The organism is Dorea sp. D27, from assembly GCF_001185345.1.
Lineage (GTDB): Bacteria > Bacillota > Clostridia > Lachnospirales > Lachnospiraceae > Extibacter.
Genome location: NZ_KQ236748.1, coordinates 1 through 17,241, shown reverse-complemented (window position 1 = coordinate 17,241; position 17,241 = coordinate 1). Strand labels below are relative to the sequence as shown.

The window sequence follows — 17,241 nt, the reverse complement described above, 5'->3', positions numbered from 1 at the left end:
CCTTTTCTTAAACAAAAATTATATTAATATATCTAATGTACAAGAGGTGCTTATGAGAGATAAAAGAGAAACTTATCTGTGGGAGCGAAGCTACCAGGATATGGAATGTACCGAGTCTAAGATTAACATAGAGGAACTGAGGTTCTGGAAAAGAACATTGGGAGAGGAGTTCTTTCAGGAGTTATATGCCAACATCCCGCAGATACGTTCATATTTGTCAGGGCGGGATTATGAGGTTTTGTCAGGCAGCCATGGGGAGATTTGTGTGAAGTCCGGCATTGATATGGGTGCGTTGCCTGAGGAAACTGCCTTATTTGTTGTGAAATATAAGGATGAGAACTTTATACAATTTTATATACCGTATCTGGCAGCGGGAGTTTCAAGACTGAAAGAGCTTATCATCCGTGATGATATCTGTACCCCAAGAGTGTATGAACAATATTTACTTTCGCTGCTCACCAAGCTGCAGAAAATCTGCATCCGAACTTTGATTCATGAGATTCGCCGGAGTAAAGCAGAAGGAGAGCTTGGGGGAGGGGATGCCTCCCAAGAATATGTATATTTTGTAGAGGAAGTGATTGACGAGGAGTGGAGGTGCAGTCTCAGCAGAAAGTATCCGGTACTGGCCAGAGGCGTGGAAGAAGCGGTCGCAATGTCGGCAGAACTGTACGCGGAGGCTGTTAACCATCTCAGGGAAGCGGCGGATGATGTTGCGGAACGTATTTGCGGTGGAGAGCCATTTACACATATTACTGGCATAGAGGGAGACATAGCCGATTCCCACAGGGGTGGGAAAAGTGTCCTGAGAATCAGCCTGGACAATGGGAGGACCGTCATATATAAACCCCACAGTCTGGAAAATGAAAAGGTGTTTCAGGAACTTCTGCAGTCTCTTGGTGAAAACTGCGGAGTTGATATGTACCGGATGAGGCGTGTCGAAGGAGCAGGATGGGGATTCAGCGAGTGCATAGAACGGAAAGAGTGTACCTGTCAGGAGGAGATGGAAAGATACTACCGGCGGATGGGCGTGTGTATTTTTGCATTTTACCTGCTCGGGACGAATGATATCCATAGCGAAAATATAATTGCCCATGGCGAGTATCCTGTACTTGTCGATTTGGAGAACATAATGTGCGCACCTGAGACGTTTGAGGTATCCGGTATCATCGATAAGGTACAGATGTTCCTTCACACCTCTGTGTTGTATTCTGGAGTGCTCCCAAGCTGCAAATGGATACAGGAAGGGGGAAATGTCAATGTGAGCGGAATCGGGGGAAAAGGTGGCAGCAGGATGCCCTTTAAGGTGCCCCGGGTTGTGAATGGCAGAACCTCTGACATACAGATTCAATATGTGCATCCGGTGCTCGACTCTGATGATAATACGCCTGTGCTTCCGGGAACCGTGTCAGGACCTGAAAGCTATCTTGCATATATAACTACCGGCTTCCGGGCGGCTTATGCGTGGGCCGTCCATAACCGAGAGGAGCTGGCTGAATGGGCACGGCCGCTGAAGCATGTGGAAAGCAGGTATTTGCTTGCGGATACGCAGCGTTATGCCATGTGCCAGAACAGTTCCTATCATCCTGCTTTGATGACGGACGGCGCGAGGCGCCAGATATATCTGTACACGATGTGGTATGGCAGGAATATAGAAAGTGACCGGGACAGGCGCATTGTGGAGTGGGAGGTAAGAGACCTTCTTAAGCATGATATACCCTTCTTTTATTTCATATCATCGGAGAAGAATCTGTATCATGCAGACGGAAAACGGCTGGAAGGATATTTTCATAAAACCTCTTATGACATGTTACTTGAAAAGATTGACGGCTTAAATGATTCGGATATGTCGAATCAGCTCGAGCTTATTGAGATGACCATAGTACTTCAAAGCCATGTGGAAAATGAGCTTATGAATGGAGATGCCGAGGAGTACAGCAGCTGTATCGAGGAGTTTGATTCAGCCGGAAAAGAGAAGCTGCTGGAGTTGGCGGCCTCTATTGGGGAGCGGCTTCTCACGGGGGCTGTAGATTTAGGCGATGATGATAAAGGATGGTACATGGCCTGTGTGACTACAGATGGAAGTTTAAGCTGGATGATCCAGCCGGCAGATATGTATCTCTACAGCGGTATAATGGGAATAGCAGTATATTTTCATCTGCTCTTTAAGTATACGGGTGAGGAGAAGTTTGGCAGTGCGGCTCTGCATCTGGACCGCCAATTATTTGCCTATACGGATCATCTGTGGAAATCGGGGGCGGATGAGCTTGCGACCGGAATTTATAATGGCGAATCATCTATTGTGTATGGCTATCTGTATCTTTATCAGGCTGCAGGGAAAGAGGAGTATCTTGAATATGCCAGAAGGCACGGGGAGATAGTTGCTAGATGCGCCCGGAAAGATAGGGACTTTGACCTCCTCGATGGACTGGCCGGGGCGGTTCATGCATTGCTCCTTCTCTATGAATGTACGGGAGAGGAGCCCTGGATTATGGCGGCTGAAGAGGCTGCGGGCCGTCTGCTGGATTCTGCGGTAAAGACCGGCGATGGGCTGTGCTGGAAAAATGGGCTGTCAGAAGCCGCGCTGCTCGGAATGTCTCACGGGAATGCAGGAATTATGACTGCGCTAGCGGCCCTTTATGATTCGAGTGGTAAAAAAGAGTACCTGGATGCCACCAGGCAGGCGCTCATCTACGAGAATGCCTGCTATGACTCTAATCTTAAGAACTGGACGGATTTCAGGGCGAAGGAAGGTGCAGACAGGCAGAAGGCGGATACGGTCGCGTGGTGCCACGGGGCGGGGGGAATCCTCCTGTCCAGAATCATGGCGTCTAAAAGGACTGCAGGGGCTCTTAGGGATATCATGGAACCAGATATTAAGCGGGCGTCTGATAAGCTCATAGAAAAGTGTGTGAGAGAGGGCATGTGCCTCTGCCATGGAAGCATGGGGAACCTGCTCATGCTCCGGGAATATTGTAAATATGCAAAAAACGAGATGGCAGATCTGCATAGATGGAAAAATGTTTCGTATGTATATGCAAAGATGAAGGGAAGCGCGTCCCATCTTCTGCCACAGGAAAGGTACAACCCTGGACTGATGAGCGGATACGCGGGAATGGGTTATGCCCTGCTCGCCATTTATGATGAGGGTCTGGCTGATGTTCTTTGCCTGGAAGTTTAGAACGTGCGAAAAAATACTTATATAAAATCACCTTTTTTTGTCCTGCCAGATAGTGTTATAATGGATGAAATCATTACGTTGACTGGAGGGTACCCACTTATGAAGGATTTTACAAGAGATAATTTGTTGCTGTCGCTGTGCGGGCTAAACTGCGGGCTTTGCCCGATGCGTCTTGGCGGGCACTGCCCTGGCTGCGGAGGAGGAGAGGGCAACCAGTCCTGCAAGATAGCTAAGTGCAGCATGTCGCGTGACACGGTGCGCTATTGTTATGAATGTGGAGATTATCCGTGTGAAAAATATGAAGCTATCGATGAATTCGATTCCTTCATTACGCACCGGAACAGAAGAAAGGATCTGCTGAAGGCGAAGGAAAAGGGGATGGACTTCTATGTGGCTGAGCAGGAGGAGAAAGTGCGGCTGCTGCAATACCTCCTGGAGAATTATAACGACGGCCGGCACAAGAATTTTTTCTGTGTGGCGGTAAACCTTATGGAACTGCGGGACATCAGGGAAATTGTGGAGAAGGCCGAGACGCTGACGGGGGCAGAAGGATTTACGCTAAAAGAAAAAGCGGCGTGTATCGTTAAACTTTTCAAAGATTATGCGGAAGGACAGGGCATTGAGATCAGGTTGATTAGAAAACCCGGTAAAAAATAATTTTACCGGGTTAAAACCTCTGCACCTTTTTCGGTAATTAGAACCATATATTCAATCTGGGCGGATAACCCGCCGTCTATCGTATATACAGTCCAGCCGTTGGCTTCGTCAACGTGGAAGTCAGGGCTGCCTTCGTTTATCATAGGTTCGATTGTAAACATCATCCCGGGTACGAGCACCATCTCGCTGCCCCTTGGCGTGACGTAGCTGACATATGGATCTTCATGGAATTCCAGCCCGATTCCATGTCCTCCGATATCTTCCACAACCGAATAACCATTTCCACGCGCGTGGGTGTTGATCGCGTAGGCGATATCTCCAAGATGCGCCCATGGCTTTGCCTCTTTAAGACCAAGCTCGACACACTCTTCGGTAACGTGCAGAATCTTAGCAGCTCGTTCCGATATGCTGCCTATGGAAAACATTCTGGACGCATCGGAATAATAGCCATTCAATATCGTGGATACATCTACATTAATAATATCACCATTTTTAAGAATCTCGTTCTCATCCGGGATGCCGTGGCATACGACATCATTGACAGAAGTGCACACGCTCTTTGGGAATCCCTGGTAATGCAACGGAGCCGGTATCCCGCCGTGTTCTGTCGTATAGTCGTATACAAGCCGGTCAATCTCCGCTGTGCTCATGCCTTCATGGATGTGCGCTGCAACATGGTCAAGCACTGCCGTGTTCAAGGCGGCGCTTTTTTTGATGGCCTCAATCTGAGCGGGAGTCTTCAAAAGAGAGCGGTCCGGTACAATCTGACCCTTGGCGGCAAGAGACCAGAGCTTAATATCTAGTTTATCCATAATTTACCCTGCTTTCTGTTTAATCATAATATACAATATGCTATATTATAGCACTTTATATGCGGTTGGGGACACCCTGAATTTGATCGGGGACGGAGGTTTTTTAAAAAACCTCCGTCCCCGATCAAATTCAGGGTGTCCCCAACCGCAGAAATGGGTTATAATATCTATAAGTATGCACGAAAGGAGTGAGTATATGTTTCGAATAGGAATGCTTACAAGCGGTGGGGACTGCCAGGCATTGAATGCCGCCATGCGCGGGGTGGTCAAGGGAATCTGCTCTAAGATACAGGATGTTGAAATCTATGGATTCCAGGAAGGTTATAAAGGTCTGATATATTCTAATTTTAAGATGCTGACATCCAGAGATTTTTCGGGGATACTGACTTTGGGCGGCACGATTCTCGGAACATCCAGGCAGCCGTTCAAGATGATGCGTGTTCCGGATGAGGACGGGCTTGATAAGGTGGAGGCAATGAAGCACACTTATCACAAGCTGAACCTGAACTGTCTTGTCGTGCTTGGAGGGAATGGCACGCATAAGACGGCCAACATGCTTCGGGAAGAAGGCCTTAACGTGATGACGCTCCCCAAGACGATTGACAATGACCTCTGGGGAACGGATATGACGTTCGGTTTCCAGAGCGCTGTCGATATCGCTACGGACACCATTGACCGGATCCACACGACGGCAACCTCGCACAGCAGAGTATTTATTATCGAGGTCATGGGGCACAAAGTAGGATGGGTTACGCTTCACGCGGGCATTGCCGGCGGTGCCGATATCATTCTGCTGCCGGAGATTCCATATGACATTGATGTGGTGGTCGATGCAATCAACAAGAGGAAGAATGCCGGAAAGAGGTTTACGATTATTGCCGTGGCGGAAGGTGCCATATCAAAGGAAGATGCAAAGCTTTCTAAAAAAGAGCTGAAGGCGAAACAGGCCCAGAATTCGTACCCTTCTGTGGCATATGAAATATCTGAGAAGATACAGAAAAAGACCGATCAGGAGGTTCGCATCACGGTGCCCGGGCACACCCAAAGGGGAGGTTCCCCCTGCGCTTACGACCGTGTACTGGCGACGAGGCTTGGCGCGGCAGCTGCAGAAGCCATCATTGACGGAGACTTTGGCAACATGGTGGCAGTAAGGAACAATGAGATTGTCCGTGTCCCGCTGGCTGAAGTTGCGGGTAGATTAAAATACGTATCTCCAGCGGCCGATATTATTAAAGAAGCGAAGCTTACGGGTATCAGCTTTGGGGATGCATAGACAACGATGAGAAAACAGTCAGGAGTGTAGATAAGATGTCATACATGGCATTATACCGGAAGTTTCGTCCGGATGAATTTGAAGACGTCAAGGGGCAGGACGCGATTGTCAAGACGCTGAAGAACCAGATAAAGGCGGACCGTATCGGGCATGCCTACTTGTTCTGTGGAACAAGAGGGACAGGTAAGACTACAGTCGCGAAAATATTTGCCAAGGCGGTAAACTGTGAGCATCCGGCAGACGGGAGCCCATGCGGCGAATGTCCGATGTGCCGTTCCATTGCCGCCGGCACTTCCATGAATGTGATAGAGATTGACGCCGCTTCCAACAATGGCGTTGATAATATCCGTGAGATAAGGGAAGAAGTGGCATACAGGCCGACAGAAGGCCGATTTAAAGTATATATCATAGATGAGGTACACATGCTCTCCATCGGGGCATTTAATGCGTTGCTTAAGACGCTGGAAGAACCGCCGGAATATGTAATCTTTATCCTGGCGACAACAGAGGCCCATAAGATACCGATAACCATACTGAGCAGATGCCAGCGCTATGATTTTAAGCGGATATCTATCGAGACGATAGCGGGCCGGCTACAAGAGCTGATAGAAAAAGAGCAGTGGGATGTGGAAGACAAGGCCGTGCGCTATATAGCTAAGATGGCGGACGGTTCTATGAGGGACGCCCTCAGCCTGCTCGACCAGTGTGCAGCATTTTATATCGGAGAAAGGCTGACATACGACCATGTACTTGAAGTGCTTGGTGCAGTTGACACGGAAGTGTTCAGCCGGCTGCTCAGGGAGCTGCTCGGCATGGATGTACATCAGGTAATCGAGACCGTGGACGAGCTCGTCATGCAGGGAAGGGAGCTGTCTCAGCTTGCCGCAGATTTCACATGGTATCTGAGGAATCTTCTGCTCGTAAAAGGCTCCGACAATATGGAAGACGTCCTGGATGTTTCCACGGAGAACCTGGCGCAGCTTAAGGAAGAGGCGCAGATGATTGACAACGACACGTTAATCCGCTATATTAGAATCTTCTCAGACCTTACAAACCAGCTCAAGTTCGCGACGCAGAAAAGGGTACTTCTGGAGGTCACGATGATAAAGCTGTGTAAGCCGGCTATGGAGCCGAACCCGGATACGCTGCTTGACCGGATCCGGGCGATTGAAAAGCAGCTGGAACAGGGAATCCCGCCGTCGGAAGTGAAAGAAAAGGTAGTATATGTTAATGCAGATGAGGGTGCAACGCGGGTTCAAAAGCAGAAGCCACAGGTGCCGGCTGCTTTAAATGAAGACGTAAAAGCAGTGGCACAAGATTTCCGCGGGATAGCGAATGACGTGTCTCCGATGCTTCGCAATTATCTGAAGAAGGCCAGATTGAGCGCGGGTGAAGGGAACCGGCTTCTGATTGTCCTTCCGGATGAGGTGAGTGCCGGCGTCGTTGGGACTGAAGCACACAAAGCGGAAGTGGAGCAGCTGATTGAAGACAGGATTGGGAAAAAGGTAGTGCTGGAAGTCCGGCACGTTGAAACAGGCCGCCGGTTTGAGGACAGCTTTGTGGATATAGAAAATCTGATTCACATGGATATAACCGTGGAAGACGAATAATATTAAAAAAGACAGGAAAACAGGAGGACATTTTATTATGGCAAAACGAGGAGGATTTCCGGGTGGAGGAATGCCTGGCAATATGGCAAATCTTATGAAGCAGGCACAGAAGATGCAGCGCCAGATGGAAGAGCAGGCGAAGGAAATGGAGACGAAGGAATTTACGGCTTCGGCCGGAGGTGGTGCTGTAGAAGTAACCGTATCCGGTACAAGGCAGGTTCTGAAGGTGAAGCTGGATGAAGAGGTCGTAGATCCCGATGACATCGAGATGCTGGAGGATCTGATTGTGGCAGCAGTGAACGAAGCAATCGGCCAGGTGGAAGAAGTATCTGCATCAGCTATGTCCAAACTTACGGGCGGACAGATGCCGGGCATGTTCTAGCAGGAGCGCAGATAATGGATTACTACAGCAACCAGATAAGCAAATTAATTGAAGAACTGTCATGTCTGCCGGGCATAGGTACAAAGTCAGCGTCAAGGCTGGCTTTTCACTTGATACATATGCCTGTGGAAGAAGTGAAAAGGCTGGCAGATACTATGGTGGAGGCACGGGAGAATGTGAGATACTGTTCGGAATGCTATACGCTGACCGACCAGGAACTCTGTCCAATCTGCAGGAATGACGGAAGAGACCACAAGATGATTATGGTCGTAGAGACGACAAGAGACCTGGCTGCCTATGAAAAGACCGGCAAATACGAAGGCGTATACCACGTGCTGCACGGAGCCATCTCTCCGATGCTCGGAATCGGACCGGAGGATATTAAGCTGAAAGAACTGATGGAACGCTTGCGGGGCGACATAGACGAAGTGATAATCGCCACCAATTCAAGCCTGGAAGGCGAGACTACCGCTATGTACATCAGCAAGCTTATCAAGCCGACTGGCATCAAAGTGAGCCGAATTGCAAGCGGAGTACCGGTTGGAGGCGATCTGGAATACATCGACGAAGTAACCCTGCTGAGAGCCTTGGAAGGAAGAACCGAAATCTAAAAAGGGACAGGGCAAAACGTAATTGGGGACGGAGGAAATTTAAAAAAACTCCGTCCCCAATTAAAAAAAGGGTGTCCCTGGTGGAGAACTGGTATGGGAAAAAAGAAGGTTACATCTACGGATATTGCCAAAGCGGCGGGGGTATCCCAGTCGACGGTATCTATGGTGTTGAATAAAAAGTATAATGTATCTTTTTCTAAGGAAACGGTCCGGAAGGTTGAGGAAGCAGCGGAAGCGCTCGGATATGTCCCCCCGGGGAGGAAGAGCCGCAAGGGGAGCAGGAAGGAAAGGCTTCTTGTCGTATTCTGCTCTAATTTAACGAACCCATATTATGTCATGCTCCTGCAGGGGATTGAATCCCGTGCCAAAGAGCAGGGATTCGGCCTGTTCGTATGCAACACGCAGAGAGATCTGCGCATGGAAGAGCGTTACCTGAAGATGATGTGGGAGCTGCGGCCGCTTGGAATCATCTACACGTGCAATCCGAGCGAATGCTTTATGGAGCTGGTGGAGGAGCTGTCTGTGCATATTCCGGTCGCTATCATCAATAATCAGAATGAGAAACTGAATGTCGATGCCGTTGAACTGGACAATTCAAAACTGGGCCGGATGATGGCACGCCATCTCCTGGAACTTGGGCACAGAAATGTGGCTTATATCGCGCCGCCACTGACGGTCAGGCAGAAGCAGCGTTCCAAGCGCGTAGAGGGATTCCTGAAAGAATTTGCCGAGGCCGGAATGAGAGACAATGTCATTATAAAGGCGGCGAAGGAAGAGCTTGACCTGGATATAGCCCACATCGATTCAGAGTATAAGATTGGCTATGACTTGACAAAAGAGCTGTTGGGTGAGACAAAAGAGATTACTGCCATAGTCGGATTAAATGATATGATTGCGTTTGGGATACTGGACGCACTTCAGGAAGCTAAGATAAAAGTACCGGGGGATATATCGGTAATGGGCTGTGACAACACGCTTTTTGCCCGTATGCATAAGGTTGCGCTGACCACGATTGAACACTTTGTCATTTTTAAAGGGCGGGATGCCTGTGACATAATCATGAAAAAAATCTCGTCCCACAACTCCAAATATTCTGAGATCGAGCCAATCAGCACTTACCATGTAGAATATGAACCTAAGCTTATCGTACGAGGCACGACATCTTATGTACGAAGGCGCAAGAAAAAATAAATTAATGTAAACAGAAAAATTATTAGTAATAATGGAGTGCAGACATATTACAAGAGAAGCGAAAAAGCGCCAAATATGCCAGAACAATAAAGGCATTGATTAATAAATCACAAAAACCAAATTAATAATATAAAGTTATTAATTATATAAATTACTAATAATATTTTAAGGCTATTGACCTACATTCCCCACATAGGCTATAATTTTACCATGTGGCAAAATGTAACGAACATGTGTAGGAATTATATATTTAAAGGAGGAAAAAAGAATGAAATTTTTCATCGACACAGCTAATGTAGAAGACATTAAAAAAGCAAATGACATGGGAGTAATCTGCGGGGTTACTACAAATCCTTCGCTCATTGCAAAGGAAGGAAGAGTATTTGAAGAGGTTATCGCTGAGATTGCATCCATCGTTGACGGTGCTATCAGCGGAGAAGTAAAAGCAACGACAGTTGACGCAGAGGGCATGATTGCAGAAGGACGCGAGATTGCAAAGATACATCCGAACATGGTAGTAAAAATTCCTATGACAGTAGAAGGCTTAAAAGCTTGTAAAGTTCTTTCTTCCGAAGGCATCAAGACAAATGTGACCTTAGTCTTTAATTCAAACCAGGCACTTCTGGCAGCCAGGGCAGGCGCGACATATGTATCTCCGTTCCTTGGACGCCTGGACGACATCAACGTAAGAGGCGTGGATTTGATCAGCGAGATAGCAGAAATCTTCGCAGTATCAGGAATCGAGACTGAAATTATCGCGGCAAGCGTCCGCAATCCGATTCACGTAACAGACTGCGCGCTTGCAGGTGCCGATATCGCGACTGTACCGTATAAAGTAATCGAACAGATGACGAAGCACCCACTGACCGATGCCGGTATTGAGAAATTCCAGGCAGACTACAGAGCAGTATTTGGAGAATAAATTAAGAAGCAGGAGGCAATTTTCATGAATAAATTAGAATTAATGAAGACTGCTAATGAAATCCGTAAAGGTGTAGTTACGGCAACACACAGTGCCAAATCCGGACATCCGGGCGGATCATTATCAGCAGCAGACATCTACACATATCTCTATTTTGAAGAGATGAACATAGACCCGAAAGAACCGAAGAAAGCGGACAGAGACCGCTTTGTACTTTCCAAGGGGCACACGGCACCAGGATACTATTCAACACTCGCCCAGAGAGGATTCTTCCCGGTAGAGGACCTTAAGACTTTACGTAAAGTAGGTTCTTATCTACAGGGACATCCTGATATGAAGCACATACCTGGCGTGGACATGTCCTCAGGCTCTCTTGGACAGGGTGTATCTGCGGCGGTTGGCATGGCACTCTCAGCAAAGCTTTCCGGGGACAGCTACAGAGTGTATACGCTGCTTGGCGACGGAGAGATACAGGAAGGGCAGGTATGGGAGGCGGCAATGCTTGCAGCCCACAGAAAGCTCGACAATCTCGTAGTAATCGTGGATAACAACAATCTCCAGATAGACGGGGCAATTGATGAAGTCAATTCTCCATATCCGATTGATAAGAAGTTTGAAGCGTTCAATTTCCACGTAATCAACATCAATGGCCATGACTTTGATGAGATTGACGCGGCATTTAAAGAGGCGAAAGCGACCAAAGGGCAGCCGACGGCCATCATCGCCAAGACAATTAAAGGAAAAGATGTATCCTTTATGGAGAACCAGGCGTCATGGCACGGAGCAGCTCCAAATGATGAGCAGTATGCAACAGCTATGGCAGATTTAGAGAAGGTAGGTGAAGCATTATGTCAGAAGTAAAGAAGATTGCAACGAGAGAAAGCTACGGTAATGCTTTAGTTGAGCTGGGAAATAAACATGAAGATGTAGTCGTACTTGACGCTGACCTTGCGGCGGCCACTAAGACAGGTACATTCAAGAAAGCATTCCCTGAGCGTCATATCGACTGCGGTATCGCTGAGTGCAACATGATTGGAGTGGCGGCGGGAATCGCCACCACAGGGAAAGTACCTTTTGCAAGTTCCTTTGCCATGTTTGCCGCTGGGCGGGCATTTGAGCAGGTAAGAAACTCTGTAGGCTATCCGAAGCTAAATGTCAAGATTGGCGCTACCCACGCTGGAATCTCCGTTGGAGAAGATGGTGCGACGCACCAGTGCAACGAAGACATCGCGCTCATGCGAACGATTCCGGGAATGGTAGTCATCAATCCGTCAGACGATGTAGAGGCTAAGGCTGCCGTAGAAGCGGCTTATGAACACGTGGGGCCGGTATACCTCAGATTCGGTAGACTTGCAGTACCGGTTATCAATGACAAGCCGGACTATAAATTTGAACTTGGCAAGGGCGTCGTTCTTCGAGAGGGCAAAGACGTGACAATCGTCGCTACGGGACTTCCTGTGTCCAACTGCCTTGAGGCAGCTGAGAAGCTGGCTGCAGATGGAATAGAAGCGAAGGTTATCAACATTCATACAATCAAGCCTCTGGACGAGGAACTGATTGCCGAGGCTGCAAAAGAGACAGGAAAGATTGTAACAGTGGAAGAACACTCTGTTATTGGAGGCCTTGGAAGCGCGGTATGCAACGTAGTGGCAGAAAAGGCACCGGCCAAGGTTATGAAAATTGGTATCAATGATACTTACGGTGAATCAGGCCCCGCCGTAGAGCTGGTTAAGAAATACGGCCTGGACGCTGACAGCATCTATGAGAAAGTAAAAGCATTTTGTTAAAGCAGATAATGAAGCAGAAGTAGAAAGGGCATGGCAGAGATAACATACTGCCATGCCCTTTATACTGTATTGAGGTATTGCAAAGACACGGCAGAAAAGGTAGAATATAGAAAGCAAACGTCTGGGCAGACTTTGTACCTGAATCTATATGAAAAGCGATAGAAAGAGTCGATATGCGAAACATAAGGAAAGAAATAGTTGAAAAATTATATACGCTCCGCCGTGGATGGAAAGAGGAGTTTTACGATTGCATAAAAGACGTGGCGAGACATCCTGTCGTCCTGCGGATGAAGCTCTATCCTCACCACGGGAGCACCAACTGCTATCAGCATTGTATGAACGTCGCGTACTATAACTACCAGTGGTGCCGCTTCCTGCACCTGGACGCCAGGTCAGCAGCCCGTGCAGGCATGCTTCATGACTTGTTTCTATACGACTGGCATACCCATGCGGCAAGAACCGGGGATAAATTCCATGGACTGACACATCCGGATGTGTCGTATAAGAATGCTTCAAGGCTGTATAAGTTAAATAAGGTAGAGAAAGATATCATCTTGAACCATATGTGGCCAGTGACTTTTTTCCGCTTTCCGAGAACAAAAGAAGGATGGGTTACGACCATTACAGACAAGTATTGCGGCGCCTGTGAAACAAGCCGTCGAAAATAAAAAGAAATGCCAGTAACATGCCGGAAATTTAATAGGACAAGTCCCATCATATGATAAAATGCGCACAATCCATATGCTATCATAAGCAAAAATATGCAGATGAGGTGAGAGTATATGGAGAAACAATTTCCCAAGAATGTAAGGCAGATAGGGAACGTCAGCGATGAGCCTAAGATATATGTAGAAGACTATGTAGACACCTATTTGAGCCAACTGCGTGAGAAAGCGGCAGAGACAGCCATAGGGGCTGCTCTTGTCGGAGAGATACAGTCTCTGGAGGACCAGGATGTGGTCTACATATCAGGTGCGATACAGATGAAAGAACTGGAAGTAAAGGGGACAGAGATTGCCATAGAAGAAGAGACATGGAAACAGCTGGAGGAGGACAAGCAGGAATACTTCCCCTCCAAAGAGCTGGTGGGCTGGTGCCTCATTGAAACCGGACACCCCATGGGGCTGAACAGCGGGGTCAAGAAAGTACATGAAGCCTCTTTTTCTAAAGCGAACAGCATATTCATCTGGAAAGATGCCCTTGAGGCGGATGAGATATATTATGCATATAAATATCATGAGCTCATGCAGATGGGAGGACACTACATCTATTATGAAAAGAATCCTTCCATGCAGAATTATATGATAAATACACGTAAAAAGATCGGCGTTACACCCAGTGAAGTGGTTGAGGATCGAGCTGCAAAGGATTTTCGTAGTGCAGTAAGGGAGAAGATGGAATATAAAGAGCAAAAAGGAAGTTCCAAATTCACTTACGCTACGAGCGTACTGCTTGTTGTAGTAGTACTGGCGATTGGTATCTCAACCGTTAATAACTTCGATAAAATGGAAGCGGTCCAGACCTCTCTCGAGTCGCTGTCACAGTCAGTGAACAAGCCGGAGAGCAAGACAGGCACCGTCAATGAAAACGAGGGAGAGGACTCTGATAAAAATACTACTGCAGACGGGGCGGAAGCTGAGGATGCAGACGCAGAAGATAAAGAAGTTTCCGGAGGTACGGTTCCGGAAACTTCTACTATTCAGGAGCAGCTTGGCGATGATGACTATTACGTAGTCCAGAAGGGAGATACTCTGGACAGCATCAGTGTAAAGCTGTATGGAAATACTTCCCATGTGGAAGCAATCTGCAAGATGAACGGCCTTTCCGACGGCAACCTTATATTCATCGGGCAAAAATTGCTATTACCATAGAAGTAAAATATGGTATACTGAACACAAATGACAATACAGAAGGAGATACAGATGTTTCACAGAAGAAATAAGAACTTGCGTGTAGTAAGTGAATCTGGAGATCCGACAGATGCAATCATTGACCAGATAATGACGGAATTGAACAGCGAGGACACCCCGGTAGAAAATATGGAGGAGCAGATCAAGCAGCATAAAGCCAGGTTCAGACGCCGTATCATAATAGCTGTATCGGCTGTTGTGGCTGCGGCTGCCGGCATTTACCTCCTCATACATCTCCAGACGTACACAAAAGCCAGAGTAAGCGACACCTATGCTATCAAAGGCGCGGGCAATAACAGTTATGAAGAATTTGCAGGCGGAGTCCTCAAGTATAGCCGGGACGGGGTGGCATATCTGAACCAAAAAGGGGAGGAAGAGTGGAACCAGCCGTATCAGATTAAGAATCCATCTGTAGATGTATGCGGGGATTCGGCCGCTCTTGCGGACAAAGGCGGGAACAGCATCATGATATTCCATAAAGGCGGGCTGAAAGGAGAGATCCACACGACACTGCCGATAGAAAAGATATCCGTGTCAGGACAAGGAGTTGTCAGTGCAATATTAAAAAATGAGTCTTCACCAAAAGTAATATGTTACGATACTGCCGGAAATGTGCTTGTTGAGATAAAAGCGTCATTGTCAGGTTCAGGCTATCCGGTAGACGTGGCCTTATCTGAAAACGGTGAGGTTATGCTTGTATCCTATCTGTATACACAGGATGGAAAGATTACCTCGAAGGTTGTATATTATAATTTTGGCGAGGCAGGGGAGGAGAAGGCGGACCATCAGGTGGCGTCCAAAGAGTATGAAGGGACTATATTTCCGTCGGCTTTTTTCATGAAGGGAGAGACTTCCGCGGCTGTGGGCGATGACAGACTCGTCGTATATAAAGGACTGGATGAACCGGAAGAACAGGTGGCCGTCAAGATTGAAAAAGAAATTAAAAGCGTGTTCCACAGTGAGAAATATATAGGCATGGTTCTGAAAAATGAAGGAAAAGAAGGATACGAGCTTCGACTTTATAACACTAGCGGCCGTCAGGTGATGACCAAAGACTTTACGGGTGATTACAGCCAGGCAAAGCTGAGCGGAAGCCAGGTTATCATGTATGATGGCAAGAAATGCACTATCTTCTTAAGAACCGGTGTCAGAAAGTTTAACGGTGAGATGAAATCGAACATACTGGAAATGTTCCCGATAGCAGGAGTAAATAAATACATCGTGATGAATGCAGACGGAATGGAAGTAGTCCGGCTTGTAAAATAAGGAGAAGACATGAACTGGATATTAATAGCGACTGGAGTTATATTTTTAATCTGTATTGTAGTGGGTATCTGCAGGGGAGCGATTAAGATAGCAGTATCCCTGGCTGCAACCCTTCTGACTTTGCTGCTCGTTTATTTTGCCACGCCTTATGTGGCTCAGGGAATCACCAAGTATACGCCCCTTGATGAGATGATTGAGGAGCAGGTAATCAGCACGATGGCAGGCGCCGCGGCATCACAGGTAGCGGAAGGCGATACGGAAGGGCTGACGCAGGAGGATGTCAGGAAGGCATTAAATGCAGCAGGTGTGACGGAGGACATGCTGTCCCAGTATGGAGTTACGGTCCAGGATATTGTAGATGGAAAGATTAAAAGTTCGGATTTGGAGAAATATGGAATATCCGGTGAATTGCTGGACGGGCTTGGAGGAGAGAAGAAAAAAGAGGTGGAGGATGCAATAAATAATGCGGATATACCGAGGGACGTACAGGTGGCCGCGATAGATAAAGCCGATCTCCCGGGCCTGTTTAAAGACATGCTTACAACGAATAATAACAGCGACGTATACAAAGAGCTTGGAGTGGAGACATTTGCCCAGTACGTCGGACATTTCCTGGCAAAGCTTATCATTAACATCATCGCATTTCTATGTACTTTTATATTAGTTACGATAGTGATAAGGGCAATCGTATTCGCCCTTGATATTGTCTCGGAGCTGCCTGTACTCGGGGTTGTAAACAGACTGGCCGGAGGGGCGGTAGGAGTGGCAGGTGCCCTCATAATAGTATGGACCTTGTTTATCATCATAACATTGCTCTATACGACTGATATTGGCAAGCAGATGTTTGACATGATTGAAAGCAACAGCCTGTTGAAAGCGCTTTACGACTTCAATCCGATAATGAAGCTCGCCACGATTTTAAAATAAATAGTATGAAATCCCTTGACATTAAAAATAAAAGGTGATATTATTAAAATCCACCGCGGGGACGTGGTGGATTTTTGAGCGGGACAAGCTGGTGGGAGCCGGTAAAGCCGCTGGAAAAATAAAAAAAGATATCAAAAAAGTATTGACAAAACATTCCAACATATGGTATCTTATAAAAGTTGTCGCTGACATGCAGCGATACAACAGAGAACCTTGATAATTAAACAATAGACAACGACCCTGAAAATTTCTTGAAAAGAGAAAAATTCAGAACGGACATCGAAAGAGATGTCAACCTAAAAACAGTAATAACGGGATAGGATTAGCGAGCAGTTAATCCTGACCGCGATTGAACGAAGGAAGCTCCACAGTACTAAGCCCGGGAATACCTCGCTAATGGCTGCGGAGCGTCTACGGCCTGAAAAGGAGCCTTCACAGCTCTAAGTCCGGTGAGAACCTCACTAAGGACTGTGAAGCGCCAGCCGGCTAAGATGTGTGGAATACCACATCCAAGCCTACAGGCATAAGACGAGAGTTTGATCCTGGCTCAGGATGAACGCTGGCGGCGTGCTTAACACATGCAAGTCGAGCGAAGCGCTCTGTTCAGATTTCTTCGGAATGAAGAGCATTGTGACTGAGCGGCGGACGGGTGAGTAACGCGTGGGCAACCTGCCTCACACAGGGGGATAACAGCTAGAAATGGCTGCTAATACCG

Annotated in this window: 15 protein-coding genes and 1 rRNA gene; 15 read left to right on the top strand and 1 reads right to left on the bottom strand. The window is 47.3% G+C overall.

Features of this window, described 5'->3' with window-relative positions:
* Positions 1-52 precede the first annotated feature (52 nt).
* Positions 53-3,178 carry a type 2 lanthipeptide synthetase LanM family protein gene (locus HMPREF0980_RS17525; RefSeq protein WP_049730372.1) on the top strand — a complete coding sequence of 1,042 codons (3,126 nt, stop codon included), beginning with the start codon at positions 53-55 and terminating at the stop codon, positions 3,176-3,178.
* Between the two features lie 99 nt (positions 3,179-3,277).
* Positions 3,278-3,835 (top strand): DUF3795 domain-containing protein, encoded by a 558-nt coding sequence (locus HMPREF0980_RS17520; protein WP_049730371.1) that lies wholly within the window; start codon positions 3,278-3,280, stop codon positions 3,833-3,835.
* Between the two features lie 2 nt (positions 3,836-3,837).
* On the opposite strand, the gene map is transcribed toward HMPREF0980_RS17520, so the two are convergent.
* The gene (gene map, locus HMPREF0980_RS17515) at positions 3,838-4,647 is read right to left on the bottom strand and encodes a type I methionyl aminopeptidase (protein ID WP_049730370.1); all 810 of its coding nucleotides are present in this window, start codon (positions 4,645-4,647) and stop codon (positions 3,838-3,840) included.
* Between the two features lie 196 nt (positions 4,648-4,843).
* Here map and HMPREF0980_RS17510 point away from each other — a divergent pair, with 196 nt between their 5' ends.
* The 13 genes from HMPREF0980_RS17510 to HMPREF0980_RS17450 form a co-directional block, all read left to right on the top strand.
* Positions 4,844-5,920 carry a 6-phosphofructokinase gene (locus HMPREF0980_RS17510; protein ID WP_049730369.1) on the top strand — a complete coding sequence of 359 codons (1,077 nt, stop codon included), beginning with the start codon at positions 4,844-4,846 and terminating at the stop codon, positions 5,918-5,920.
* A gap of 35 nt (positions 5,921-5,955) precedes the next feature.
* Complete coding sequence (gene dnaX / locus HMPREF0980_RS17505; protein ID WP_049730368.1) at positions 5,956-7,530, top strand: DNA polymerase III subunit gamma/tau; 1,575 nt, start codon at positions 5,956-5,958, stop codon at positions 7,528-7,530.
* Between the two features lie 37 nt (positions 7,531-7,567).
* The gene (locus HMPREF0980_RS17500) at positions 7,568-7,912 is read left to right on the top strand and encodes a YbaB/EbfC family nucleoid-associated protein (RefSeq protein WP_049730367.1); all 345 of its coding nucleotides are present in this window, start codon (positions 7,568-7,570) and stop codon (positions 7,910-7,912) included.
* 14 nt (positions 7,913-7,926) lie between these two features.
* Positions 7,927-8,523, top strand: coding sequence for a recombination mediator RecR (gene recR, locus HMPREF0980_RS17495; RefSeq protein WP_049730366.1), 597 nt, complete (start codon positions 7,927-7,929; stop codon positions 8,521-8,523).
* A 93-nt stretch (positions 8,524-8,616) separates the two neighbouring features.
* The gene (locus tag HMPREF0980_RS17490) at positions 8,617-9,714 is read left to right on the top strand and encodes a LacI family DNA-binding transcriptional regulator (protein WP_049730365.1); all 1,098 of its coding nucleotides are present in this window, start codon (positions 8,617-8,619) and stop codon (positions 9,712-9,714) included.
* 268 nt (positions 9,715-9,982) lie between these two features.
* The gene (fsa, locus tag HMPREF0980_RS17485) at positions 9,983-10,636 is read left to right on the top strand and encodes a fructose-6-phosphate aldolase (protein WP_049730364.1); all 654 of its coding nucleotides are present in this window, start codon (positions 9,983-9,985) and stop codon (positions 10,634-10,636) included.
* Between the two features lie 24 nt (positions 10,637-10,660).
* Positions 10,661-11,497: a transketolase gene (locus tag HMPREF0980_RS17480; RefSeq protein WP_049730363.1), complete on the top strand. Its 837-nt coding sequence runs from the start codon at positions 10,661-10,663 to the stop codon at positions 11,495-11,497.
* Entirely contained in the window at positions 11,485-12,423 is a 939-nt protein-coding gene (locus HMPREF0980_RS17475) for a transketolase family protein (protein WP_049730362.1), read from the top strand. Before HMPREF0980_RS17480 ends, HMPREF0980_RS17475 begins: the two co-directional genes overlap by 13 nt.
* A gap of 173 nt (positions 12,424-12,596) precedes the next feature.
* A complete protein-coding gene (locus HMPREF0980_RS17470; protein ID WP_049730361.1) occupies positions 12,597-13,091 on the top strand; it encodes an HD domain-containing protein in 495 nt (164 codons plus the stop codon).
* 114 nt (positions 13,092-13,205) lie between these two features.
* Positions 13,206-14,294: a LysM peptidoglycan-binding domain-containing protein gene (locus HMPREF0980_RS17465; protein WP_049730360.1), complete on the top strand. Its 1,089-nt coding sequence runs from the start codon at positions 13,206-13,208 to the stop codon at positions 14,292-14,294.
* Positions 14,295-14,345: 51 nt separating this feature from the next.
* The gene (locus tag HMPREF0980_RS17460; protein ID WP_049730359.1) at positions 14,346-15,599 is read left to right on the top strand and encodes a DUF5711 family protein; all 1,254 of its coding nucleotides are present in this window, start codon (positions 14,346-14,348) and stop codon (positions 15,597-15,599) included.
* 9 nt (positions 15,600-15,608) lie between these two features.
* On the top strand, positions 15,609-16,526 hold the full coding sequence (locus tag HMPREF0980_RS17455; protein WP_049730358.1) for a CvpA family protein: 918 nt from the start codon (positions 15,609-15,611) through the stop codon (positions 16,524-16,526).
* A gap of 524 nt (positions 16,527-17,050) precedes the next feature.
* A 16S ribosomal RNA gene (locus HMPREF0980_RS17450) occupies positions 17,051-17,241 on the top strand; the annotation flags it as partial.